The organism is Roseobacter weihaiensis (assembly GCF_020622345.1).
Lineage (GTDB): Bacteria > Pseudomonadota > Alphaproteobacteria > Rhodobacterales > Rhodobacteraceae > Roseobacter > Roseobacter weihaiensis.
On sequence record NZ_JACNMO010000008.1, the window covers coordinates 23,891 to 47,744 of the forward strand.

A 23,854-nucleotide genomic window follows, 5' to 3' on the forward strand; every position below is an offset into this window, starting at 1 on the left:
CCAGTTTCAGTCATCAATCGGCTGCATATCAATGTCGAAGGCCTCACCCGGGTTTCCGATGAGATATTGAAATACAGCATGTGTCATTGCACCAAGACCCAGCAGGACAAGCGTGTAATTCGCCACCCATCCCACGAAGGGGATAAAGTTCAACAGGGCAATGAGAAGGATCGCCGCGGCAAAGACGACAAGGCGGGCTGCGTTGCTTGGCTCTGCTTCACCGCCGAAACCGGTCCAGACGCGCATGGCCACACTATAGGCGCCCAATGCATATCCCAGTGTCCAGACGACCACGATGGCAAGCACGACAACGGGTACGAAGGGTAATCCGACAATCGTCAAGCCGGTGATGGGCACCATGCCAAACAAAATCGACAACCCGATAACGCCGAGCAAAATGGACCGTCCGGGCGCCGCCGCAATGCTCTGCCGCATTTTTTCGAGCCGTTTGGGCATGAAGCTGAGCATGCCAGCCCCCAAAATGACGAAGAACAACAAGGACACCACAAACCCAAAGAGAAGCGACGCAAAGGTTGGCAGAACCGGCATCTCGTTGCGGATGTCGTCCCATTCGCGCCAGGCATGCCCGGCCGATACCCGTTCAAAAACCACACGATCAGCCGGGGCGACGCGCTCGGGAACCGAAATCCTCTCGGCTATGCTGTAGGTCAGAACACCGGCGACCTTTGCCTCTGGCCCAAAGGAAATGGATTGCGCCAGAAGCCTGACGTCCCCTTCAATGGGGGCATTCAAAACCACATCCCGGGCCGTCACCAGAAGAGCGCCGTTCACAGGTCCGTCGACCGTGACCGTTTTCCCGAACAAACGCGCGTTTCGGCTTGTGACGGAGCTGCTCTCTGTTCGGACAGAGAAACCTGTTACCGTCAGATCCTTGGCGATCTGACCCCGGATGGCCACGACAGCGCCTGCGGCGTATAAATCCTCGGCAGCATCGGCGCTCACGGTGATATCAAAGCCCGCGACATGCAAATCGCCGGTGACCTGACCGCTCGCGCTTACCGTTCTTGCGGCGGCAAAGGTATCGCCGGATGTCTCCAGCGTCTCGTTGATGACCGGCCCTGCGATAAAGGTATCGCCGCCGTGCGCGATCTGGCTGGTTTCCGGCAGAGCCGCAGTAGCGCAGGAAAGGCTGGCGGCCGCGGCCATCATAATGCGCAAAAGCTTCATTTCCTGCTCCCGGTCCATCGGTCCCTCAAGCCTGATTTACCCTGCCACCCGCGCCGTTGATTGATTCTTATCAATCGAAGGTGATCCCGATTTGATAGGCAAAGATCGGCACTCGCCGCGTTTCAGACCGTCAGAAAGGAGATCGAACATGACCCGAAGACCTTTGCCCAGCCTGCAATCGGTAACAGGAGAATCCCCGCTGTTCCCCTCGTTTCAACGCGAGATGAACCGTTTGTTTGACCAGTTTCGCGCCGGTTTCCCGGTCCCCGAAACGTCGGGTGACACAGGCTTTGCGGCGTCGGTCTTTCCCGCAATAGACATCGTGGAAACGGACAGCGCCATTGAGATCAGTGCCGAAGTACCCGGTGTCAGCGAAGAGAACCTGGAGGCCACCATCGCCGGAGATACCCTGGTCCTGAAGGGGGAAAAGAGTTCAGATCACGACGAGACGGAGGACAGCTACCACCGCATCGAGCGCCACTACGGCCGCTTCAGGCGTCAGATCCCGCTGGGCTTCGCGCCCGAAGATAACGCGGTCGACGCCAAGTTCACGGCGGGCGTCCTGAAGATCAGGATTTCAAAACCGGAAGCCGCTGCCGCTGGCGCTGGCGTCCGAAAGATCGACATCAGCAATCGTTGATGCAGGCACCGGGCGTGTTCCTGCGCCCGGCCAATTCCTTTTTAGAAGGGCACGCTCCATGAGCCTGAAAACACTTCTGGTCTGTCTCACGACACCCGATCATGCGGAAGAGCTGATGAAGCTTGCCGTTCCCCTTGCCCGCAAACATGATGCCCATCTGATTGGATTGCACACAATTGAATCCCTGGTGGTCTACCCCGGCATTGCAGTGCATGTTCCCGAGCCCGCCTTTGCGGCCTTCAACGACAGCCAGAAAGCAGCCGCAGACGCCATTCAGGCCGTGTTCGACAAGCACACCGCACCCGAAGACTTTCAAAGCGAATTCCGCTGTATCCGCGCCGAAGCCGCGTCGGCAACCGACAGGATGGTGGAAAGCGCGCGGGCGGCGGACCTTGTCATCATGGCCCATGAAGACAAGGCGGCGGACAGATACGATCAGCGCAAGGCACAGGCGCAGCTCATTCGGGAAAGCGGGCGTCCGGTCATCGTTGTTCCGCTTGGCTATGACGGCCCGGAAATTGGCACGTCCATTCTGCTGGGATGGAGCGATACCCGCGAAGCCGCCCGCGCCGCCCACGATCTGGTCAATCTGGCGGATGAGGGTGCGGTCGTTACGGTCCTGCGTGTGGGCGACGCATCTGAAGATGCGCTGGAGGATTCCAAAGGGATTGATCTGGCCGGGATGCTTTCCCGACACGGGCTGAAAGCCAAGCTGGCGCATCGCACCCCGCTGGGGGCCGCGGTTGCAGAGGTGTTGAACCAGGTGGCCTTTGAAGAGGGTGCCGATCTTATCGCAACCGGCGCATTCGGGCATTCAAAGGCCTATGATTTTGTCATGGGGGCCACGACATATGCCTTGTTGAAGGACGCTAAACTGCCCGTGCTTTTCAGCAAATAGATGCCTTTGGGGGGACAACGATATCTGCCCATATCGGCAAGTGGTCGGAGGCGCGCCGCGCCAGCGTGCCATCTTCAACGCCGCCGTCATCAAACGACAGACCATGGCTGATCGCAAATCGATCCAAGGCCGCAATCGGCCGTCGGGCATGAAAGGACCGGCCGGGCGCATGAACCTGAAACCGCCCGTCCAACGCTTCAAGCCCCTTGCGCCGGGACCATTCGTTGAAGTCCCCGGCCATCACCGTATGCCCGCAGTCCTGCGTCGCATGGCGCAACACCTCCAGCTGCGCCCTGCGATCACGTCGCCTCAGCCCCAGATGGGTTGCAACCAAACAGAACCCGCCCGCGACATCAAAGGTCATGCGCACCGCTCCCCGCGGCTCAAGCCCCGGCAGGTCCAGGCGGTCGATGGCACCGACCTTGAGACCAGGCCGCACCAGAACCGCATTCCCGTGCCAGCCAAGGCTGACCCCTTTTTCCGTCAGATCGAGGAGGTCCAGATCCGTTTCCGTTTCGATCAGCCTGCGCGGAATGGCAGGCTTTCTCGCCCCGTGCCGCCTGTCGGCTTCCTGCAGAACGACGATGTCGGCATTCAGGCCGTTGATAACCTGCAGCGTGCGCTCAGGCTTGCGTTTATTGTCAAGGCCACGCGCCTTGCGAATATTATAACTTGCGAAACGGAGACCTGCATCTGACATATCATGAATGTAGGTTCACAGATGCGAAATGTAATACAATGACAGCCTTTGTCCGATGATTTCTTCGAAAAACACCAGTCCGGTCATGCTCGTGATCTGGGCGTTGCTGCTGCTGGCGGGGCTTGTCGCGCTTGTTCTGGCGCGCTGGCCCTTGGCTTTCGTCAGCTTCGGCACGCTTGCCTTGTCGCTTGTCCCGCCGATCCTTGCCTCGCGCTGGTCGCTGCACCTGCCGGTGCCGTTCCTGTTTGCAACGACCCTGTTCTTCTTTGCGTCCATCTTCCTTGGCGAGGCTTTGGGTTTCTATGAACGCCTCTGGTGGTGGGATCTGGCATTGCACGGCTCTTCGGCCATTGGATTTGGCCTCATCGGGTTCCTGTTCGTTTTCATGTTGTTCGAAGGGGACCGTTTTGCGGCACCGCCCTCTGCCCTTGCGTTCATCACCTTTTGCGTCGCCATGACAATCGGGGCCCTTTGGGAGGTGTTCGAATTTCTCATGGATCAGACATTTGGATTGAACATGCAGAAAACCGGGCTGAACGATACGATGGGGGATCTTATGATCAACGGGCTTGGCAGCGCGATCGCCAGCCTGACAGGGTATCTGTATCTGGTGCGCAAATCAGCCGGGTATCTCGGGCGCGGCCTGGCCCAATTCATCACGCTCAACAAGCGGCTGTACCAGAAATCCAAGGACAGCCTCAAAAAGTGAGCTGCAACCACTGGCCGGATTGACCAATCTCAATCCGGCATCCCGATTCCGGCCCACATTCCGTCTCAACATATGCGTTAACGAGAGGAGACCGGGATGAGCCAGGCACCCGACAGAGATATCCCGGCCGACCAGCCGGCCCTGGGGCGGTTCCCCACGGCTTACACGATCCTGTTTCTTCTGGTCATCCTGATGGCCGTCCTGACCTGGGTGATCCCAGCCGGGGAATACACGCGTACCCCCAATGACGCGCTCGGCAGAGACGTGCCCGTCCCCGGCACCTATCAACTGGTCGAGGCCTCCCCCCAAAACCTTTTCCACGTCCTCATGGCACCAGTTGCGGGGTTCTATGATCCGGCCTCATACGAAGCAAACGCCATCGATGTGTCTTTGTTCGTTCTGATCGTGGGGGGGTTTCTCGGGGTCGTCACAGCGACGGGGGCAATCACGACCGGCGTGGCCAGCGCCATGCGCAAGATGCAGGGGCGCGAAAAGTGGATGATCCCGATCATGATGGCGCTCTTTGCCGCCGGTGGCACCACCTACGGCATGGCCGAAGAAACGCTGGCCTTCTACGTCTTGCTGATCCCTATTCTGATCGCAGCCGGGTATGACGCGCTGACCGGTGTTGCCGTCATCATGCTTGGGGCCGGTGTGGGTGTCATCGGCTCAACGATCAACCCGTTCTCGACCGCCATCGCATCCGATGCGGCGGGCATTCCGTTCACCCAGGGAATGGGATTGCGGTTTGCCATCCTCGGACTTTGCTGGATCACGGCGGTGCTCTTTGTGATGCGATATGCCGAAAGGGTCCGGCGCGATCCGTCCCTGTCACTGGTCGCTGACATGAAAGCGGCGAACGAGGCGCATTTTCTGCAACGCGCCCCGCAGGCCGAGGCCACGGCGCTCACCCCGCTGCAAATCGTCATCCTGCTTCTCTTTGCCGGGACCTTTGTGGTCATGGTCTGGGGTGTCTCTTCTCAGGACTGGTGGATGGCTGAAATGTCCGCCCTGTTTCTGGGATCGTCGCTCGTGATCGGCACCTTGGCCTGGCTGGGGGAAAAGCAATTCACCACCGCCTTTGTGAATGGCGCGCGCGATCTTCTGGGCGTGGCGCTGGTCATCGGCCTGGCGCGCGGCATTGTCATCATCATGGACCAGGGACGCATCACCGATACCTTTCTGTATACCTTTGAAGGCTGGATTGCGGGCATGTCAGACATTGCCTTTGTGAACGCCCTCTTCGGGGTCGAGGCCTTGATGAGCTTCCTTGTGCCCTCGACATCCGGTCTCGCGGTCCTCTCCATGCCCATTCTGGCCCCCCTGTCTGATTTTGCAGGCGTCAGCCGCGACCTTGCCGTGACAGCCTTTCAGACGGCCATCGGGATCACCAACCTTGTCGCGCCGACCTATGCCGTCGTGGTGGGCGGCTTGGCCATCGGCCGCGTGCCCTATAACCGCTGGCTGCGCTTTGTCTGGCCGCTTTTGCTGATTTTTTCCCTCATCTCCATGGCACTTCTGAGTGCGGCGGTGATGCTATGACCGCCCCTCTCGGGGTGCACTCGGAGGTCGGCAAGCTGCGCACTGTGATGGTGTCGCGGCCCGGTTTGGCGCACGAACGTCTGACGCCCAGCAATTGCGATGCGCTGCTTTTTGACGACATCCTGTGGGTCGACGAAGCCCGCAAGGATCATTTTGCCTTTTGTGACAAGATGCGGGACCGGGGGGTCGAGGTTCTGGATCAGCACGACCTGCTGACCGACATCCTGGACATCAAGGCCGCACGCAAGTGGTTGCTGGATCGCAAGATCACCGAAGACCACATCGGTGTGGGCATGCTGGATGAGGTGCGCGGCTGGCTGGACGAGATGCCCTCCCCCCGCCTCACGCGTTTTTTGACCGGCGGGATCGCTGTGCATGACCTGCCCTTCGCGACCACCAGCATGTTCGGACAGTTCCTGGGGCCGGATGGATTTGTGTTGCCGCCCTTGCCCAATCTGTTGTTCACGCGGGACACGAGCTGTTGGATCTACGGCGGGGCGACACTGAACCCGATGCACTGGCCGGCGCGCCAGCAAGAGACGCTGATCACCGCAGCCATCTATGAATTTCATCCTCGTTTTGCGGCAAAAACCACGATCTGGTGGGGCAATCCCGATCAGGATTTCGGCCCGGCCACCCTTGAGGGAGGGGATGTGATGCCGATTGGCAAAGGCTGTGTTCTGATCGGCATGGGCGAGCGCACAACACCCCAGGCGGTGGGCCAGCTGGCGCTGTCGCTCTTCCGTCAGGAAGCGGCGGAGCAGGTGATTGCCTGCCAGATGCCGCCCTCGCGTGCCGCCATGCACCTCGATACGGTGTTTTCGTTCTGTGACACGGATCTGGTGACCAGCTATACGCATATTGCCGACAAGATCAGATGCTACACGCTGCGGCCGGATGGCCAGAACCGGCTGCATGTCACGGAAGATCCCGGCAACATCTTTGACATGGTGGAAGAGGCCCTTGGTCTGAAGTCCCTGCGCACCATCGCCACCGGGGGGGATCATTTTGAACAAGAACGTGAGCAATGGGATGACGGCAATAATGTCGTCGCGCTGGAGCCGGGCGTGGTGCTCGCCTATGACCGCAATGTTCACACCAACACGCTTCTGCGCAAAGCGGGCATTGAGGTCATCACGATCCGCGGTGCTGAACTGGGCCGGGGCCGCGGCGGCGGCCACTGCATGACCTGCCCCATTTCGCGGGATCCGGTGGAGTAAGACATGGCTTATAATCTCAAGAACCGTTCCTTTCTGAGCCTGCGGGATTTTACCGGCGCCGAAATCCGGCATCTGTTGAAGCTTGCGGCAGATCTGAAGGCCGCGAAATACGCTGGCACCGAACAGCAGACCCTCAAAGGACGCGAAATCGCGCTGATTTTTGAAAAGAATTCGACCCGCACCCGCATCGGGTTCGAGGTGGCGGCACACGATCAAGGCGCGCATGTCACCTACCTGGGGCCTTCCGGCAGTCATATCGGCAAGAAAGAAAGCATCAAGGACACCGCCCGCGTTCTGGGACGTGTCTATGACGCCATTGAATACCGGGGGTTTGGCCAATCTGTTGTTGAGACATTGGCCGAATGGTCAGGCGTCCCGGTCTACAACGGGCTCACGGATGAGTTTCATCCCACTCAGATCCTCGCGGATGTGTTGACGATGCAGGAGCATGTGAACAAGCCCCTGAGCCAGATGGCTTTCTGCTTTCTGGGCGATGTCGGCAACAACATGGGGGACAGCTTGTTGATCGGTGCGGCCAAGCTGGGCATGGATGTGCGCCTGTGCGGACCCAAGTCTCTCTGGCCCGAGAAATCCATCGTAAAGGCCGCGTTGGCCGAGGCAAAGCAGACCGGTGCGCGCATTCTGCTGACAGAGGACCTCCAGCAGGGGGTGAGCGAATGCGATGTGCTCTACACCGACGTCTGGGTGTCGATGGGGGCCGCGGATGACGACTGGGCCGAGAGGATCAAGCTGCTGATCCCCTATCAGGTCAACCGGGAGGTCCTGTCCATGACCGGCAACCCGCATACGAAATTCATGCATTGCCTGCCCGCATTTCATAACACCGAAACAGAAATCGGACTGCAGATACGCGAAAAATTCGCTCTGGAGGCGATGGAGGTCACCGAAGATGTTTTTGAAAGCCCGGCCTCCATCGTCTTTGATCAGGCCGAAAACCGGATGCACACGATCAAGGCGGTGCTTGTCGCCACATTGGGCTCCTGAATGAGAATTGTTGTTGCGTTGGGCGGCAACGCCCTGTCTGTCCGAGGGGAAGCGCTCACGGCCGAAGGCCAGCGCAAGAGCATTCGCGTCGCGGCAAAGTCAATTGCGCAACTGCTGGAGGCCGGTCATGAGGTGGTGATCACCCATGGAAACGGCCCGCAGGTCGGGTACCTGGCGCTTCAGGCCAGCCCTTTCCCGCTGGATGTGCTGGGCGCGAAAACCGATGGCATGATCGGGTACGTCCTGCAACAGGAGCTCGACAACGCCTACCTGCCCGAGGCCAGATACGCGACACTTCTGACCCAGATCGAGGTCGATCCCGCCGATCCCGCCTTTCAGGCGCCGACGAAATTCATCGGGCCGATCTACACCGAAGAGGCCGCCTCCAAGCTCAGCCTGGAGCGGGGGTGGACAATCGGCCAGGATGGGGAACATTTCCGCCGCACTGTCCCATCGCCGCGACCCAAACGTATTCTGGAGATCGATGTGATCCGCTTGCTCTTGGATCAGGGTGTGGTTGTCATCTGCGCCGGGGGTGGTGGCATTCCCGTGGTTCAGAAAGACGATGGCACGATGACGGGAATAGAGGCGGTCATCGACAAGGACCACGCCAGCGGGTTGCTTGCGCGCTCTCTGGATGCGGATGCCTTTGTGATGTTGACAGATGTGGAAGGCGTCTTTGCCGATTGGGGGACCCCAAAGCAGCGGCTGATCGATCACGCCACGCCGAGCGAGCTTGGCGCGATGGATTTCCCTGCAGGATCGATGGGTCCCAAGGTTGAGGCCGCCTGCGCCTTTGCGGATGCAGCGGGGAAGTTTGCCGCCATCGGACGGCTTGAAGACACCGCCAAGCTGGTCGCAGGCACCAGCGGGACGAGGGTGAGCCTAGACAGGCACCCCCCACCACGTGCGTGAGGACATACGCTGCCGAACGGCGGGGCTCAGGCTGATGCACAGGATCGCCACCGAGAAGAGACACCAAACCGCAGGCATCTCATTCGGATTGCTTGTCAAGGACCAGGCCAGGGTCGGCCCGAGTAAAACATGCACAAGCACGAAACGCCACGCCCCGTAGAAAAGCGGCAGCACAAAGGCCGAGACCATATATGTCGGAAATCCCGAATTCAGGCCCAGCAGTTGATCCAACGGGGTCAGTAGTCCGTTATAGGGAATGTTCCACGCAATATGCCACGCGCCGGACACCGTGCAGAGGTCGCGCGCGCAAAGCGGGGTTCCAAGCGCGCAGCGGCCCAGAGACGGCCACGGCAGGAGCTGCGCCAGCATCACAGCCGATGACAGGGCGCAGAGCCCGAACACCCAGACCCGGACCCGGCGTCTGACCGGCGCTGGCACCAGCTCCATCGCAAAGGCGTTTATAAACAACGGCTGGAACACGATATGAAGGTAGGAAAGCAAAGTGACAGCCCTGTTTTCAGGCGTGCCGCACTGGTCGAGCACACGGTACCCGGCGACTTGCAGCGCTTCCATGACCGTGAAATAGCCCAGCGTGAGCCATATCCCGGCAGGCTGCTCTTTGGACCATGCAAACCCTGTCGCCGCCGCCCCTGCTATGACAAATGCGGCTGAGGCCTCGATGCTCCAGCACATCGTTCAGATCGCCTCGTATCTTGAGAGCCTGCTCAGGACCGCGTCCCGTTCCTCCAATAGCTCCAGCACAAGCGCCACCCCGGCGACGTTGATGCCGAGATCGCGGTTCAGGCGACGCGCCTTTTTTGCGCGGGCAATGCTTGGGCCCTGAAAGTGCCAATTCTGAACAGTCCTGCCCAAAGGCTCCAATACGCCATATTCAACCAGCTCGATCACCCAAGCCTCATCCGCCTGACAAAAACGGCACAGGTCCGGCAAGGACAAGGTGTCAATCAGATCACTGCGGGACGTGGTCTTCTTCATGGGGTTATCCTCCTAGTTGAGCGCGCGGATCGAACGGCATGTCCTTTGCCATCTTTTCGAAAAACGCGCGCGCCTCCTGCGTGGTGACTTTCGGGTTGACGATCCTGAGGGTGGCATAGATGTCGCCGGCCGGTACGCCCGGAAGCCCCTTGCCTTTGAGGCGCAGCTTCTGGCCGGTCCGGGCGTTCTTGGGAATGCGCAAATCGACCTTGCCGTCGGGGGTCGGCATAACGACATGCCCGCCCAAGGCGGCCTCCCAGGGGGCTACCGGCAGGTCCAGATGCAGGTCCCTGCCGTCCGGACGATAGACCGGATGCGCCGCAAAGGCGACCTCGAGATAAAGATCCCCCGCCGCCCCCGACCCGAAGGCGGGGGCGGCCTGCCCGGCCAGTCGAATATGCTGGCCCTGGGCTGTCCCCTTCGGGATCTGCACCGAAATCGACCGGTCCTGCAGGGTGACGCGCCCGTCCGGACCGACCACTGGCATTCTGAGGCTGATGGTGCGATTTGCGCCGCGATAGGCGTCTTCGATTGTGATCTCGACCCGCCCATGGCTGTCCGGCCCTTGGGCCGACCGACTCTCACCCGCCGGGCCGGCACCTCGGCGGAACAGGGTTTCAAAGAAGTCGCTGAAGCCCTCTTGCCCGTACGGCCCGCCTTCCGAAAAGGCAAACCCGCTGTCCCAGTCAGGCGGTGGCTGATAGGGTCCCTGCCCGGGGGGCGGTTCCTGCCCCAGCTGATCGTAGGCGGCCCGCCGTTCCGGGTCCTTGAGCACTTCATAGGCTTCGTTGACATCCTTGAACTTCATCTCCGCGTCAGCGCCGGGATTGATGTCAGGATGATACTTTCGCGCGTTCTTGCGAAAAGCCTTCTTGATGTCATCCGCCCCAGCCGTGCGGGGGATGCCAAGTACCTTGTAGTAATCCTTGAAGTCCATCTGCCACTTTTCCGAAGGTCTGGTTTCGGATCAGAATGCCATGGGTACTCCGGGCGTCAGTTGATCTTTGTCAGTCCGGCCCCGACGCCTTTACGGCGTGCGCCATCACGGTAAGGTCCAAGGCTTCCCGGCCCTCGGACTGCGCCGGACAGGAACACCGTCAGAAGGGTGTTCGCCTTTCAGATCTCAAAGAAAATCAAGCCCTTTGCCCGCATCAATGGAGCAACAGAAAGCCCGCGCTAAACCTCTTCCAGATGACACTGCGAACGCAGGCCCGCGACAATGTCGCGGGTGCAAAAATCAGTGCCGTGCGTGCTCATGGTGGCCGTGGCCGAGGCAACACCCCACTGCAATGCAACGCCGGGCGCATCGCCCTGCGCCAGCGAAAAGGTCAGTGCGCCGACAAAAGCGTCACCGGCGCCGATCTTGCTGATCACAGGGACCTGCGGCGTACGGCAGATGTAGCGTCGCCCGGATGTGACAAGGATCGAACCTTCCGCCTGCCGACCGCTCACGATGGTCCTGGCAACGCCGCGGGCGATCAATGCTTCGGCAAAGGCAATGCTGTCGGCAGGCGTCGGCAACGGCTTGCCTGCCGATTGCTCCGCCTCTCGCTGATCGAGCCGCAGCAGATGCACCGGGGCCGAAGGCTGGCGGATCAGGTGATCAAGCGCGCCCTTGGAGGTATCCACAATCAGCCGGTCGGTCCGCGGGGCAATCGCCGCCAAAACACGATCAGGGAAGGCGTCACCCAGCCCAGGGGCAACCCCGCCGCTCAGCACCACATAGCTGTCCCCGGAGACCTCTGCGGCAATCTCGGCCAGCAGCCGGTCGCCGTCTTCGCGGGTCAGGCTCTGACCGGGAAGACTAAAGCGGTACTGCGCGCCGGAAACCTCATCCGTTACGGCAAAGCTTTCACGGGTCTCGCCGCTGACTGCGACCGGGTGAACCGGCACCGCTTCTGCCGAAAGCAGGTTCAGCAACCGATCACCGGACGCGCCGCCAACCGCCACCAGCGCTTTGGCAATGCCGCCCAGTCTGCAAATCGCACGGGCAACGTTCACGCCGCCGCCGCCCGGATCAACCCGCGGTGCTTTGCAATAGAGCTTGGGCCCCGCCACGACCTGTTCGACCGACGTCGCCAGATCGACCGCAGGATTGAGCGTGATGGTCAGAATATCCGTCAGAGTGCGCGCCTTCTCGATTTTTGCTGACGCCCCATGCTTTGGGACGACACCTTTCAGTCACCAGAGGTCGTGACCAGATCCTGTCAGTCTTTTGGGGATCATAGCCAACCGCATCGTGGCGGCAAGTACAGCTTTGAACAGGATGGGGCATGTGCGAACCCTAATTGCAGTGACTTTGTCATTTTGACCTGTTTGACGCAATCTGCAGAGGGTGAGCGTGCCATCCTTCGGAGTTGAAACGCGGGCAATGCCCTGACGCTTTTGAGCATATATCCATGTCAGGCCGCGCATTTATCTGTATTGGAGCCTCTCCCCCCGGCCGGGCCGAGGCCTGTCAGGCTTGCCCGCGTCGCGAAAGACCGGTTGATACCCCGTCAGTCGCAACCTCGGCCCGGTGCAAAGACACGCGCGCCCGGCATCTTCAGGTCCAGCCGTCCGAAAACGCAGCTCAAACCGGCGGGAAATGCGTTGTATGTTCCACCTTCGGAACCCAGGACGACGCCCCCAGAACAACGACCGGGCAGCGGGATGCATCCACAAGCGATTTCAACTGCGCCTTACTGTGGATCGGACCGCATGACAGGTCCACCACAACGGCCTGCGCATTGGTCCGGTCCAGGGCGGCAATCGCCTCCTCCGGACTGTCAAATACCAGGGAGGTATGATGCTGGGCATGCAGGTCAATGGCTGTTTCCGCTCCGACACGGAACAAAACCAGATTTGAATTGAGCTGACCGGCCAGTTGCCTGGAAAGATCCATCAGCTTGCCATCATCCGGCAGGGTCGGTTCAATGGCCACGATCTTGCCCGTAAAGGGATGAATGCTGCGGTATCCGAATATGACGACATCCCACCCGCCGGCTGTGCGCATTGCCGTGTCGATGAGTTCGCCCATCTGCCGGTCAAAGGACCAGTCCAGGGCCGCCGGATGGGCGATCTTTTCTATAAGATGTTCAAAAGCGCGGGCATCAGCGTTCATCAGGGTGTGCATCTGCGAGGGTGACGGGCTCAGCAGGAACGCACCTCTGGCCGAGATGACGCGCTGGTTCGGCAGCTCACACACCACCCGGGTGTTTTCATCGTCAACCAGTAACCCGCCTAGACATTGCGCAAAATCCTGCGCGACACGCTGGGCAATTCGCAACGCTGTGGTCGCATCCGCAAAGGAGCTGGCGCCCACCAGAATACGCAATTTGGACGCCACCCCCGCCGTCATGTCCTGTCCCCCGCAGGTCCGTTTTCCCGGCCCGCATCTGCAAACAGCTTCTGGGTCTGCGCAAACTCCCGGAGCCGGTTTTCCACCAGCGCATTGAGCGTTCCCTCGGGAAACAGACCATTGCGCCGCCTCTTGCCGGCGGGACAGCCGGTCAGGATTTCAATACCCTGATCAATTGTCCTGACCGGAAACACCCTGAACTTGCCGGCGCGTGCAGCCTCCACCACATCCGGGCGCAGCATCAGGTTGTCAACATTCGCAGCCGGGATCAGCACCCCCTGCCGGCCCGTGAGCCGTCTCGCTTTGCAGATATCGAAAAAACCTTCGATCTTTTCGTTGACGCCTCCGATTGCCTGTATCTCTCCGTGCTGATTGACCGACCCCGTCACCGCAAGGCCCTGGCGGACGCCAAGGCCCGAGAGTGCCGACAGCAGCGCATAAAGCTCGGCAGAGGACGCGCTATCGCCTTCGACACCGCCGTAGCTCTGCTCAAACACAAGACTGGCCTGCAGAGACATCGGCACATCCAGCGCATAGGTTGCGGAGAGATATCCGGACAGGATCAGCACCCCCTTGGAATGCAGCGGCCCGCCCAGTTCGACCTCGCGTTCGATATCGACAAGCTTTCCCGCTCCCATCCGGGTTCTGGCGGTGATCCGGGACGGACGCCCGAAGCGGTAGGTCCCGATCCCGATAACGGACAGCCCGTTGACCTGACCCGCGACCGATCCGCTTGTGTCAATCAGCACCGTCTTGCGGATCACGGCCTCCTGCATGCGGTCCTTGATCCGCGCGGCACGATGATCCGCCCGGTCAATCGCCCGCGCGATGTCCTTTTGCTCCATCACGCTGCGCCCGGCTGCCTTGGCGTAGTGGTTTGCCTCCCGCATGAGGTCCCCCAGAACGCCAAGCTGAAGCGTAAACTTTCGAGCATCATCCGCCAGACGGGTGGCCTGATCCAACACAGCCGCAACCGCGCCCGCCGTCATCGTGCACAGATCCTCGCGCGCCGCAAAATCGGCAATGACCGACGCCATGCTGCGGGTGTTCTTGACCGTGCGTGGCAGGTCATCCTCAAAATCTGCCAACAGCTTGAACAGAGTTCCAAATTCCGGATCGAGCTGCACGAGCAGCATATGTAGGCGCCGGTCCCCGATCAGCACCACCCGCACGTTGCAGGGAATGGGATCGGGCTCAAGCGATATGGTGGATCCCAGGCTCAGCCGGTCTGCCAAGGAAACGATGGCAATCGACTGGCTTTGCAAACATCGCTTCAGCGCATCCCACGCATAAGGCTCAGCCAGCAGGCGTCGGGCATCGAGCACCAGATAGCCGCCGTTCGCCCGGTGCAGCGCGCCAGGTTTGATCAGCGTGAAGTTGGTCACAAGCGTGCCCATCTGCGACAAGTGCTCGACCCGGCCTGTCAGTTGATTGAGAGAGGGTTTGTCTTCGGTGATCACAGGAGCCGCGTCGGTCTCAGGGTCACCGTGAGACACCATGACATTCACGTCGTAGCGGTAAAACCGCGGTTCGCGATGGTATTTGTGGATCGCCTTGCGAAAGGGGCCGGTCTCATTTTGCTCACCGTCCTCCAGAAAGAGTTCGGCGTTGGAGATCATGTCCTGCCGGACAGCCTCAAGATAGGCCACGACATCGGCGGTATCGCTGAAATCATCCATGAGTGCCTGCACCCTGACCGACACCACACGCTCTGCCATCTGTGCATGCAGGTCCTCGACCTTTTGTCGGTGCTCTTTTTCAAGCTGCGGCACCTCTTTCAGAATGTCCGACAACTGACCTTGAAGACGTTCAATTCTCTCGTCTATCTCCCGGCGCTCCTCCGGCTCCAGCTTTTCGTAGACGTCGGGCTTGATCGGTTTGCCGTCTATGACCGCAGCCAGCATGAACCCCATGGGCGTTTTCAACAAAGCTGCGTTTTCTTCCTTGACCTGCTTTGCAAAGGCGGCGAGTGGGGCTTCCTGTTTTTCCCCTGCCTCCTCTTCGATGGCGCGGCGCTGGGTTTGATATTCATCGGATTCAAACAGCGTCGGCACCTCATTGGCCAGATCATCAACGAGGTTTTGCATGGCTCTCTTTAGCGCAACCGCCTGGCCAGGTGGCAATCGGAGAGCGTTCGGTTTGTGCGGCGTCTCGAAGTTGTTGACGTAAACCCAGTCATTGGACTTTGGACGCCGGGCGGCTTGCTGAGACAGATAGTGCAGGACAGCGCTGTGCCGCCCCATACCTTCACGACCGGCGACAAACAGGTTGAAGTCCTTGTCACCGATGCTCGCGGACAGCCTGATTGCCTCGATTGCACGGTCCTGCCCGATCAGCCCATCCGACGTCTTGAGGTCAGCCGTGGTTGAAAAGCCAAGCTCCTGCGGCTGGATTTCAGACCTCAATTTGGACGCAGTCAAACCTTCGGGGAGCGCATCTGGATCTTGGCTTTTTTGAATCAACTGCATCTCCGTTTCGCCGGGGCGGGTTTGTTCTGAGAGACAAGAAGGGTGCGGGCCAAAGCACTGGGGATCGCGCAACATGGCCGCTTTGACCCGCAAGGGCAGACGTTTGCCCTAACTCAATTCTGATGGTCATGAGCCGCAGCAACCCGCCCGGATGCAGCACGACTGGACCTGCGAATGGGATACTGTCACCCTTTCCCCTTACATGGACCCCATAACGGCAGCGATCCGGGCCTCTTTCGGGACAATATCTCAATCCTGGAGATAACCCCGCCTCTCCAACTCCTTCTGAAACATCCTTAATGCCCGCCAGTCTAGGCCTCGTCCGGGTCCGGTTTTTGATTTTTGTCAAAACCCCCAAGCAGGCGAAAAACTGACAAGCGTCGGTGTCTGGCGGCCCAGTGCCAAGATCAGAGCCGCAGGCGAGACCATCCCGCGCCCGCTCCAAGACCGGCAGTGGCAAATATCCTACCGTCTTTCAGGTGCTGACTGGATGCGATCCTGAATTGATCTTGCTCAGTTGGCGGTCAAACCCCCCTGTTAGCCTCAGGAAAAGAGAGACCAAGGGAGGGTGCCTGAATGGAACGCGACCTGATCCGGAAAGACGACAAGACGGCCCGTGCGGCCAATATGGCGGATTATGCCCGCACACGGGCAGATTTCACCTGGGAACACGCCCGGCAGCAGATCGATGGGCTCAAGGACGGCAAGCTTAACATCGCGCATGAGGCCGTGGACCGACATGTTGAGGCGGGGCACGGCGCGCAGACAGCCCTGCGTTGGATTTCCAAGTCTGGTGACCGCACCGATTTCACCTATGAAGATTTGCAAAGGCTTTCCAGCCGCTTTGCAAATGTGCTTGTAAGCACCGGGATCGGGCGCGGCGACAAGGTCTATGCGCTCCTGGGGCGCGTGCCGGAGCTCTACATCGCGGCCCTTGGCACGCTTCGGGCGGGGGCTGTTTTTTGCCCGCTCTTTTCGGCTTTTGGGCCGGAACCCATTCGCTCACGTATGGAGATCGGAGACGCCAGTGCCATCGTCACCTCCGGGCGGCTTTACAGGCGAAAGCTGAAAACCCTGCGCGATCAATTGCCAAACCTCCGTCAAGTTTACCTGACCGATGAGGAGCACAGCGCCACCAAAGATCTCAGATCCCTGATGGCAACCGCATCAGATACATTTGCAACCGTGGCCCTGCAGCCCGAAGACCCCGCGCTCCTGCATTTCACGTCCGGGACAACCGGCACACCCAAGGGCGTCGTTCACGTACACGAAGCGGTTGTTGCGCATCACGTGACCGGCAGCCTGGCCCTCGATCTGAAACCGCAGGATGTTTATTGGTGCACCGCCGATCCGGGCTGGGTGACGGGGACGTCCTACGGCATCATCGCGCCGCTGACGAACCTGGTGACGATGATCGTCGACGAGGCGGAGTTTGATGTGGCACGCTGGTACGACACGCTGGCACGCGAGGCCGTAAACGTCTGGTACACCGCCCCGACAGCCATTCGAATGCTGATCAAGGCCGGGACCGAGGCCAAACAGAGGCACGAGTTTCCCGCCCTGCGGTTCATGGCCAGTGTCGGCGAACCGCTCAATCCCGAAGCGGTCCTGTGGGGCAACGAGACCTTTGGCATGCCGTTTCACGACAATTGGTGGCAAACCGAAACCGGCGGCATCATGATTGCCAATTTTGCGGCACTGGATGTGAAACCCGGCTCGATGGGCAAGCCGCTGCCGGGCATTGATGCCGGCATCGTCGAGATCACCCACGATGGTCTGCGCGAGCTGACCGAGCCCATGGCCATGGGAGAGCTGGCCCTGCGCCCGGGCTGGCCGTCGATGATGCGGGGCTACCTGCACGAGGACGCGCGGTATAAAAAATGCTTCCGCGATGGCTGGTATCTCAGCGGCGATCTGGCAATGCGCGATGCGGATGGGTACTTCTGGTTCGTCGGACGCAGCAAGGATCTGATCAAGAGCGCAGGGCATTTGATCGGCCCCTTCGAGGTCGAAAGTGCGTTGATGGAGCATGCCGCAGTTGCCGAGGTCGGCGTTATCGGTGTGCCGGACGAGATCGCGGGCGAAATCGTCAAAGCCTATATCGCGCTGAAACCCGGCCATGAGCCTACGGAGGATTTGCGGATTGACCTGATGGGTCACGCCCGCAAGCGTCTCGGGCCGGCAGTGGCTCCAAAGGAGATCATTTTTCGACAGAACCTGCCCAAGACCCGCAGCGGCAAAATCATGCGTCGTCTTTTGAAAGCACGCGCGCTTGGTCTGCCTGAAGGAGACATCTCGACACTAGAAAGTGATGAGGCATGACAGAACTCACGGAAAAACCCCATCTGGATCGATCACATGTGCGGGCCTTGCTCAAGGAGATGATCCGCATCCGGCATTTCGAAGACAAATGCGCCGAGCTCTACACCCAGCAGAAAATCCGCGGTTTCCTGCATCTCTATGACGGAGAGGAGGCGATTGCCGCCGGGATCATCCCGCTCCTTGAGCCGAAGGATCGCGTGGTCGCCACCTATCGTGAACACGGGCATGCGCTGGCGCGGGGTGTGCCGATGAGCAGCATTCTGGCGGAGATGTATGGCAAGGCGCAGGGCTGTGCCGGAGGCCGTGGCGGGTCGATGCATCTTTTTAGCCGCCAGCACAAATTCTATGGGGGCAACGCGATTGTCGGCGGCGGGCTGCCTCTCGCCGTTGGGCTCGGGCTGGCGGACCGGATGTCCAGCAGTACCGCAACGACCGCGTGTTTCTTTGGCGAAGGGGCCGTGGCCGAAGGCGAGTTTCACGAAAGCCTGAACCTTGCAGCCCTATGGCATCTGCCGGTTCTCTTTGTCTGCGAAAACAACGGCTACGCCATGGGCTCGGCGCTTGAGTTGACAGAGGCGCAGACCGATATCTCCACCAAGGCCGAGAGCTACGGCATTGATGCGCAATCGGTGGACGGCATGGATGTCGTCGCCGTAGAGGTTGCCGCCCGGCGGGCCCTGAATGAGATTGCCGAGAACGGAAGACCGCAGTTTCTGGAATGCAAGACCTATCGGTTTCGGCCGCATTCGATGTTTGACGCGCAGCTTTACAGATCCAAGGAAGAGATTGCCGAGTGGCGTCAGAAAGGGCCCATTTTGCGTTTTCAGACCTGGCTTGAGCAGTCCGGGCTGCTTTTGCCGCCCGAAGTGTCGGAAATCACGGCAGAGGTGGATGCAGAGATCGCCGAAGCCGTGGCCTTTGCCGAAAGAGGCACGGATGAGCCCATTGCAGACCTCAAACGCTTTGTGATGGCCCCGGAACGGCCCGCCCCGCCTGCTCCGGACAAGCCCGGCCCCCTCGTCACCACCACATACCGTGCCGCCGTCAGAGCCGCGATCGTGGATGCGATGATGCGCGATGATCGCACGTTTCTGATGGGCGAGGATGTCGGGCAATACGGCGGCTGCTATGCCGTCAGCAAAGGGCTGCTGGAAAAGTTCGGCGCGCAGCGTATTCGCGACACGCCGCTCTCTGAATCGGGCTTTACCGGGGCGGGCATAGGGGCCGCGATTGCAGGCATGCGCCCGATTGTGGAGCTGATGACAGTGAATTTTTCGCTGCTGGCGCTGGATCAGATCCTCAATACCGCCGCCACGCTCCGGCATATGTCCAACAACCAGTTTGGCGTCCCGGTGGTGATCCGCATGGCAACCGGGGCCGGCAAACAGCTTGCCGCCCAACATTCGCACAGTCTGGAAGGGTGGTATGCACATATCCCCGGCCTGCGGGTGCTGGCACCTGCGACCCTTGAAGATGCCCGCGGGATGCTCTGGACGGCCCTCCAGGACCCCGACCCGGTGCTGATCTTCGAGAATGTCATGCTTTATAACCGCGAGGGGCGCTTGGCTGAAAACGCCGGACCGGTTGATATCGACCGCGCCGCGGTGCGGGCGTCCGGTGACGATATCTCGCTGATCACCTATGGTGGCTTGCTTTACAAGACCCTTGAAGCCGCGCAGATGCTGGCCAAGGACGGCATTTCCGCCGAGGTGATCGACCTGCGCACGCTCCGCCCGCTCGACATGGAGACCATTGCCGCTTCCGTCGCCAAAACCCGCCGCGCCCTGATGGTTGATGAGGGGTGGAAAACCGGGAGCCTGGCCGCCGAAATCGGCATGCGGCTGGCGGAAGACTGCTTTTTCGACCTCGACGCGCCGCTGGCGCGGGTCTGCAGCGAAGAAGTGCCGATCCCCTATGCCTATCACCTTGAACAGGCAGCGATCCCGCAGACCAGCAAGATCGTCGCCGCGGTAAAGAAACTGATGGAGGTCACCGCATGAGCGAATTCCTGATGCCCTCCTTGGGCGCAGACATGGAGGCTGGAACCTTGGTAGAACAACTGATTGCCGCCGGAGAACGGGTCACACGCGGTGATGTCATCGGTGCGGTTGAAACCCAAAAAGGTGTGATCGAGATTGAGGTCTTCGAGACCGGAGTTCTCGATGGTTGGCTCGTCGATATCGGCGAGAAGGTCCCTGTTGGAACACCGCTCGCTGTGATCCGGGGCACAGGGGATCCGGACCCGCCTGAGGTGCCCGAGCCGTCCCCACCGGCGCCCGCTCCCCCCGAGGCCCCACAGCCGACTGACCCGCCTGTTGAGCCACCCGCACCGGAAGAGGTGCCGCTCACCGACCCGACGCCGGACCCCGGCATGCCGGAAATCCCCGATACGCCGGGCGTTGAAATCCCGCCCCCGGAAACCCGGCATCCGCGCATCACACCGGCGGCCCGTCGGTTCATCGCGGAGCGCGAGATCGATCTGACCAAGCTTGCCATCCCAGCCGGGCAGACGATCACGCGGGCACGCCTTGAAGCCATGGCCGCGGGTCCACCGGAGCAGGCGGCCACAGACATCCGGCGTGCGATTGCTGCCGCCATGTCTCGCGCCAAACGCGAAATCCCGCATTATTACCTGTCTCACACGATTGATCTGACGGTCGCGGATGCCTTTGTGAAGGCGGCGAACGCGGATCGCCCTCCGCAATCGCGGCTCCTGGCAGGCGCGGTTTACGCGCGTGCCGTTGCCCGGGCGCTTGAAAAATTTCCGGAATTCAATGGGCATTTCACTGCAGAGCGCTTTCAGCCCAGCGATGCGGTGCATTTGGGGTTTGCAATCAATTTGCGGGGCGGCGGCCTCGTGGCACCGGCGCTGTTTGATGTCGCGGCGGGCGATCTCGACACGCTCATGCAGGCGTTGCGCGATCTTGTGATGCGTGTGCGGGCGGGGCGTTTCAGGGCCCGTGAACTGTCCGACGCAACCATCACCCTCTCGAGCCTCGGGGAGCGTGGGGTGGATCAGCTGCACGGCATTATCTACCCCCCGCAAGTCGCAATTGTCGGGGTTGGTACGCCGAGACGGCGCCCATGGGTCCGTGAGGGAGAAATCACCCCGAGCCTGATCGCTGAACTCACCCTGGCAGCGGATCACCGGGTCAGCGACGGGCATCGTGGCGCATTGTTTCTGAACCAGATCGATACATATCTGCAAAAACCGGAGGCGCTATGACACCTGAGGATGTTGACCCTGTCCTGAGCGAACATCTGCACAGGATCGCCCCTGAAATCGATCTGGCAGAAATCGACCGCAGCGCTGATCTGCGTGAGGAATGCGACATCGATTCAATGGATTTTCTGACCCTCGTGACGGCGCTGTCCGAAAGGTTCGGCATCGACATGCCCGAAGCGGATTACGACGAAATGCGCAGCTACAATGCGCTGGCGGCCTATATCGCCGGCAAGGTCGACTGACAGTCAACGGGCCCCCAGCAGCGGCTCCATGTCGAGCCGGTAGTCTTCGCCGACCCGAAAAACCGTTGCGTTCGGCACCTCGTACCAGTCTTCTGCGTAGGTGACCGCCTCGGATGCGATCTCGATCGCCTGATAGGCGCTCTTTGGATCGTGGTGCACATGCGGCTCGCCGCAGATCGGACAGTCGAAGACATGGTCGCGCAGCAGATAGAAAAGGGATCGGTTTAAACGCGACCCCACCATACGGTCGCCATCGGTCAGCACGATGTTCAGCCCCACGGGCGCGTCAGGATCAACCTCGGCCGACCAGGCCACGATCTGCGCAAGCCCAACGCGCACAATGCCCATCAGGCCGCGTTCGGGGTGACGCAGGAACAGGCTGAGAAGATAACGGAAGATATGCTCGCTGTCGGTTGTGCCATGCACCTGTGTCCGGTGAAGGGGGTCCATGTTTTCAAGAAACCTGAACCGCAGTTGCTCGAAGTTGGGCACGGTTCCATTATGGGCAAAAATCCAGCGGCCATGATGAAAGGGATGCGTGTTTTCAATACCGGGTCCGCCAACAGTCGCATGCCTGACATGGGCCACAACCGTTTTGGCATAGACCCGCGCGGCCTTACGGGTGAAATGCTCGCCGTGGAACGCCGCCCAGACCTGTTTTTCAATCATCGGGACGCCGTCGGGGTAATCCGCCACACCCCACCCGTGCCCGTGCGCGTTGCCCTCCATATCGCCCTTGCTCTGCGCCATCAGGGCGTTCTGGGCTTTCACAAGGCCGCATTCCACCTTGGTTGGTTCATTGGCATGCATGGCGTAAAGACGACACATAAACGGGCTCCCTGGCGACCGGGCACAGATTAGCAGACCGCAAACGGGCGGGCTGATCTTGATCAATCAGGCGGTCGATATCGCGGTATACTCAGCGTCATGCCCGCAGTGTCCTCGCCTCAGCCCTGTTGCGATGAAACCGTCGCCAAGGAGCTTCTTCGCGATGACCCCACGCTTATCTCCTCGCTGGACTTCGGAGCTTTCGTTCGTCAGGGGGTGGGCACCGGTCCGTCGCTGCTGATCGGGGACCAGTCGGAAATTCCACTGTTGGCGGCGGCAACCAGGTCGCATCTGGAATACCGGATGGCCTTGCTGGCACATCCGGGGGATCATGTGATGCTGCGACATCGCGACCGCGATTTCGAAGAATACCTGGGCACACATCTCGGCCTTGCAGAGCTGACATTTCACAAGGCGGGCTGTTGCAGCCGCGCTTCGGTCACGCAATGGGCCTGGAGCCACCCGAAACGGGTTGCAGGATTTGCACAGCTTGCCGAGCAAGGCGGCGGTCTCACGATCAAATCCTATCTGACAACCGGTCATACATGGCGGTTGGCACAGGCGATTGGGCAGACATCAAAACAGATCATCCATGTCTACGGCCCCTCGCTGCGGATAACCGGGTGGTCAAACGACAAATTGTGGTTCGCACAGCTGGCCCGGCGGGTGCTCGGGACAGAAGCCACGCCGCCCACGCGGGCAGCCTACGGCCCTGCAGCGGCGGCGGGGCTGGTCCGGCAAATCAGCAAGATGTCGGATCAGGTCATCGTCAAAGTTCCCGACAGCGCAGGCTCGACCGGCAACATGCGCCTTGACAGCATGTCGGTGCGAGGCAGGCCCTTGCGGGATCTCAAACAGATGCTGCTCAGCCGCCTTTATGCCGTGGGGTGGCACGATAGCTACCCCGTGCTGGTCGGGGTGTGGGACCGGAACGTGGTCTGCAGCCCCTCGGTCCAGCTCTGGCTGCCGCATTTGTCAGCCGGCCAACCCGTGGTCGAAGGCATCTTTGAGCAGCGCGTTCAGACCAGCGCCGCACAGTTTGTCGGCGCGTCACGATCCGCATTGGGACGAGAAATCCAAGCCTCGTTGAGGCGGGAAGGCACCCGCATTGCCACAGTTCTGCAGCAGCTGGGGTACTACGGACGATGCAGCCTGGACGCGGTCATCTGCCGGACAAAGGATCAATCGCCGCTGATCCACTGGATCGAATGCAACGGCCGCTGGGGCGCTGTGTCCATTCCAGTGACGGCGGCAAGACAGCTCTTGCGCCATCGGCGCCCAAGCGCGATGTCCATCCTGCAGGAGGTCTTGCCGGACCGCGACATCAGCACGCAGCAGCTCATGCAGGGCGTGCGGGACATGTTGCTCAAGGTCGGTCGGGATACATCCGGTCTGATTGTCCTTTCGCCACCCTCCAACCCGAAGGGAGCGCTCCTCAATCTATGTGCTGTGGCAGAGACGCAATCCGCAGCAGATACCATGCTGGACGAGGTCATGAACCGTTTGACAAAGAGCGGGCAAATGTGATGCAAGCCCGCCTTGGATCCTTGTGGCCGCCGCTCCTCATCCTCCTTTACCTGGGTGTCATCTGTCTGCCGCTGCTGTTGTCGTGGGG

Annotated in this window: 21 protein-coding genes; 12 read left to right on the forward strand and 9 right to left on the reverse strand. The window is 60.4% G+C overall.

Features of this window, described 5'->3' with window-relative positions; genetic code table 11:
- Nucleotides 1-6: 6 nt before the first annotated feature.
- Nucleotides 7-1,188, reverse strand: a complete 1,182-nt coding sequence (locus H7847_RS10840) for a hypothetical protein (RefSeq protein WP_227269507.1) — start codon at nucleotides 1,186-1,188, stop codon at nucleotides 7-9.
- Nucleotides 1,189-1,336: 148 nt separating this feature from the next.
- On the opposite strand from H7847_RS10840, the gene H7847_RS10845 reads away from it, so the two are divergent.
- Nucleotides 1,337-1,828: an Hsp20/alpha crystallin family protein gene (locus H7847_RS10845; protein WP_227269508.1), complete on the forward strand. Its 492-nt coding sequence runs from the start codon at nucleotides 1,337-1,339 to the stop codon at nucleotides 1,826-1,828.
- A gap of 58 nt (nucleotides 1,829-1,886) precedes the next feature.
- Nucleotides 1,887-2,726 (forward strand): universal stress protein, encoded by an 840-nt coding sequence (locus H7847_RS10850; protein WP_227269509.1) that lies wholly within the window; start codon nucleotides 1,887-1,889, stop codon nucleotides 2,724-2,726.
- On the opposite strand, the gene H7847_RS10855 is transcribed toward H7847_RS10850, so the two are convergent.
- Nucleotides 2,716-3,426 carry an endonuclease/exonuclease/phosphatase family protein gene (locus tag H7847_RS10855; protein WP_227269510.1) on the reverse strand — a complete coding sequence of 237 codons (711 nt, stop codon included), beginning with the start codon at nucleotides 3,424-3,426 and terminating at the stop codon, nucleotides 2,716-2,718. The genes H7847_RS10850 and H7847_RS10855 overlap by 11 nt on opposite strands.
- A 55-nt stretch (nucleotides 3,427-3,481) precedes the next feature.
- Here H7847_RS10855 and H7847_RS10860 point away from each other — a divergent pair, with 55 nt between their 5' ends.
- The 5 genes from H7847_RS10860 (at nucleotide 3,482) to arcC (ending at nucleotide 8,817) form a co-directional block, all read left to right on the forward strand.
- Complete coding sequence (locus tag H7847_RS10860) at nucleotides 3,482-4,135, forward strand: hypothetical protein (protein WP_227269511.1); 654 nt, start codon at nucleotides 3,482-3,484, stop codon at nucleotides 4,133-4,135.
- Between the two features lie 96 nt (nucleotides 4,136-4,231).
- A complete protein-coding gene (locus tag H7847_RS10865) occupies nucleotides 4,232-5,677 on the forward strand; it encodes a YfcC family protein (protein WP_227269512.1) in 1,446 nt (481 codons plus the stop codon).
- Complete coding sequence (locus H7847_RS10870; protein WP_227269513.1) at nucleotides 5,674-6,897, forward strand: arginine deiminase; 1,224 nt, start codon at nucleotides 5,674-5,676, stop codon at nucleotides 6,895-6,897. Before H7847_RS10865 ends, H7847_RS10870 begins: the two co-directional genes overlap by 4 nt.
- A 3-nt stretch (nucleotides 6,898-6,900) precedes the next feature.
- Nucleotides 6,901-7,902: an ornithine carbamoyltransferase gene (argF, locus tag H7847_RS10875; protein WP_227269514.1), complete on the forward strand. Its 1,002-nt coding sequence runs from the start codon at nucleotides 6,901-6,903 to the stop codon at nucleotides 7,900-7,902.
- Nucleotides 7,903-8,817 carry a carbamate kinase gene (gene arcC / locus H7847_RS10880; protein ID WP_227269515.1) on the forward strand — a complete coding sequence of 305 codons (915 nt, stop codon included), beginning with the start codon at nucleotides 7,903-7,905 and terminating at the stop codon, nucleotides 8,815-8,817. It abuts the gene before it with no gap.
- On the opposite strand, the gene H7847_RS10885 is transcribed toward arcC, so the two are convergent.
- From H7847_RS10885 to H7847_RS10910, 6 genes are all read right to left on the reverse strand, one after another.
- On the reverse strand, nucleotides 8,788-9,510 hold the full coding sequence (locus H7847_RS10885; protein ID WP_227269516.1) for a DUF5765 domain-containing protein: 723 nt from the start codon (nucleotides 9,508-9,510) through the stop codon (nucleotides 8,788-8,790). The two genes, arcC and H7847_RS10885, sit on opposite strands and share 30 nt — an antisense overlap.
- 3 nt (nucleotides 9,511-9,513) lie before the next feature.
- Nucleotides 9,514-9,813 carry a chaperone modulator CbpM gene (locus H7847_RS10890; protein WP_227269517.1) on the reverse strand — a complete coding sequence of 100 codons (300 nt, stop codon included), beginning with the start codon at nucleotides 9,811-9,813 and terminating at the stop codon, nucleotides 9,514-9,516.
- Nucleotides 9,814-9,817: 4 nt separating this feature from the next.
- Nucleotides 9,818-10,750, reverse strand: a complete 933-nt coding sequence (locus tag H7847_RS10895; protein WP_227269518.1) for a DnaJ C-terminal domain-containing protein — start codon at nucleotides 10,748-10,750, stop codon at nucleotides 9,818-9,820.
- Between the two features lie 239 nt (nucleotides 10,751-10,989).
- Nucleotides 10,990-11,994, reverse strand: coding sequence for a 1-phosphofructokinase family hexose kinase (locus tag H7847_RS10900; protein ID WP_319799764.1), 1,005 nt, complete (start codon nucleotides 11,992-11,994; stop codon nucleotides 10,990-10,992).
- A 391-nt stretch (nucleotides 11,995-12,385) separates the two neighbouring features.
- Nucleotides 12,386-13,153 carry a replication initiator protein A gene (locus H7847_RS10905; protein WP_227269519.1) on the reverse strand — a complete coding sequence of 256 codons (768 nt, stop codon included), beginning with the start codon at nucleotides 13,151-13,153 and terminating at the stop codon, nucleotides 12,386-12,388.
- Nucleotides 13,150-15,621, reverse strand: a complete 2,472-nt coding sequence (locus H7847_RS10910) for a Lon protease family protein (protein WP_227269520.1) — start codon at nucleotides 15,619-15,621, stop codon at nucleotides 13,150-13,152. The genes H7847_RS10905 and H7847_RS10910 overlap by 4 nt, the downstream gene beginning before the upstream one ends.
- Nucleotides 15,622-16,197: 576 nt before the next feature.
- Between H7847_RS10910 and acsA the strand changes: the two genes are divergently transcribed.
- The 4 genes from acsA to H7847_RS10930 are packed head-to-tail and all read left to right on the forward strand — an operon-like array spanning nucleotide 16,198 to nucleotide 21,411.
- Entirely contained in the window at nucleotides 16,198-17,943 is a 1,746-nt protein-coding gene (acsA, locus tag H7847_RS10915) for an acetate--CoA ligase (protein WP_227269521.1), read from the forward strand.
- Nucleotides 17,940-19,943, forward strand: coding sequence for a pyruvate dehydrogenase (acetyl-transferring) E1 component subunit alpha (gene pdhA, locus H7847_RS10920; RefSeq protein ID WP_227269522.1), 2,004 nt, complete (start codon nucleotides 17,940-17,942; stop codon nucleotides 19,941-19,943). Before acsA ends, pdhA begins: the two co-directional genes overlap by 4 nt.
- Nucleotides 19,940-21,169: a dihydrolipoamide acetyltransferase family protein gene (locus tag H7847_RS10925; protein ID WP_227269523.1), complete on the forward strand. Its 1,230-nt coding sequence runs from the start codon at nucleotides 19,940-19,942 to the stop codon at nucleotides 21,167-21,169. The genes pdhA and H7847_RS10925 overlap by 4 nt, the downstream gene beginning before the upstream one ends.
- Complete coding sequence (locus H7847_RS10930) at nucleotides 21,166-21,411, forward strand: acyl carrier protein (protein WP_227269524.1); 246 nt, start codon at nucleotides 21,166-21,168, stop codon at nucleotides 21,409-21,411. The genes H7847_RS10925 and H7847_RS10930 overlap by 4 nt, the downstream gene beginning before the upstream one ends.
- Before the next feature lie 3 nt (nucleotides 21,412-21,414).
- Here the strand turns inward: H7847_RS10930 and H7847_RS10935 are convergent, their stop codons facing one another.
- Nucleotides 21,415-22,239, reverse strand: coding sequence for a class II glutamine amidotransferase (locus H7847_RS10935; RefSeq protein WP_227269525.1), 825 nt, complete (start codon nucleotides 22,237-22,239; stop codon nucleotides 21,415-21,417).
- Nucleotides 22,240-22,338: 99 nt separating this feature from the next.
- Here H7847_RS10935 and H7847_RS10940 point away from each other — a divergent pair, with 99 nt between their 5' ends.
- Complete coding sequence (locus tag H7847_RS10940) at nucleotides 22,339-23,766, forward strand: preATP grasp domain-containing protein (RefSeq protein ID WP_227269526.1); 1,428 nt, start codon at nucleotides 22,339-22,341, stop codon at nucleotides 23,764-23,766.
- The last annotated feature ends 88 nt before the right edge of the window (nucleotides 23,767-23,854 follow it).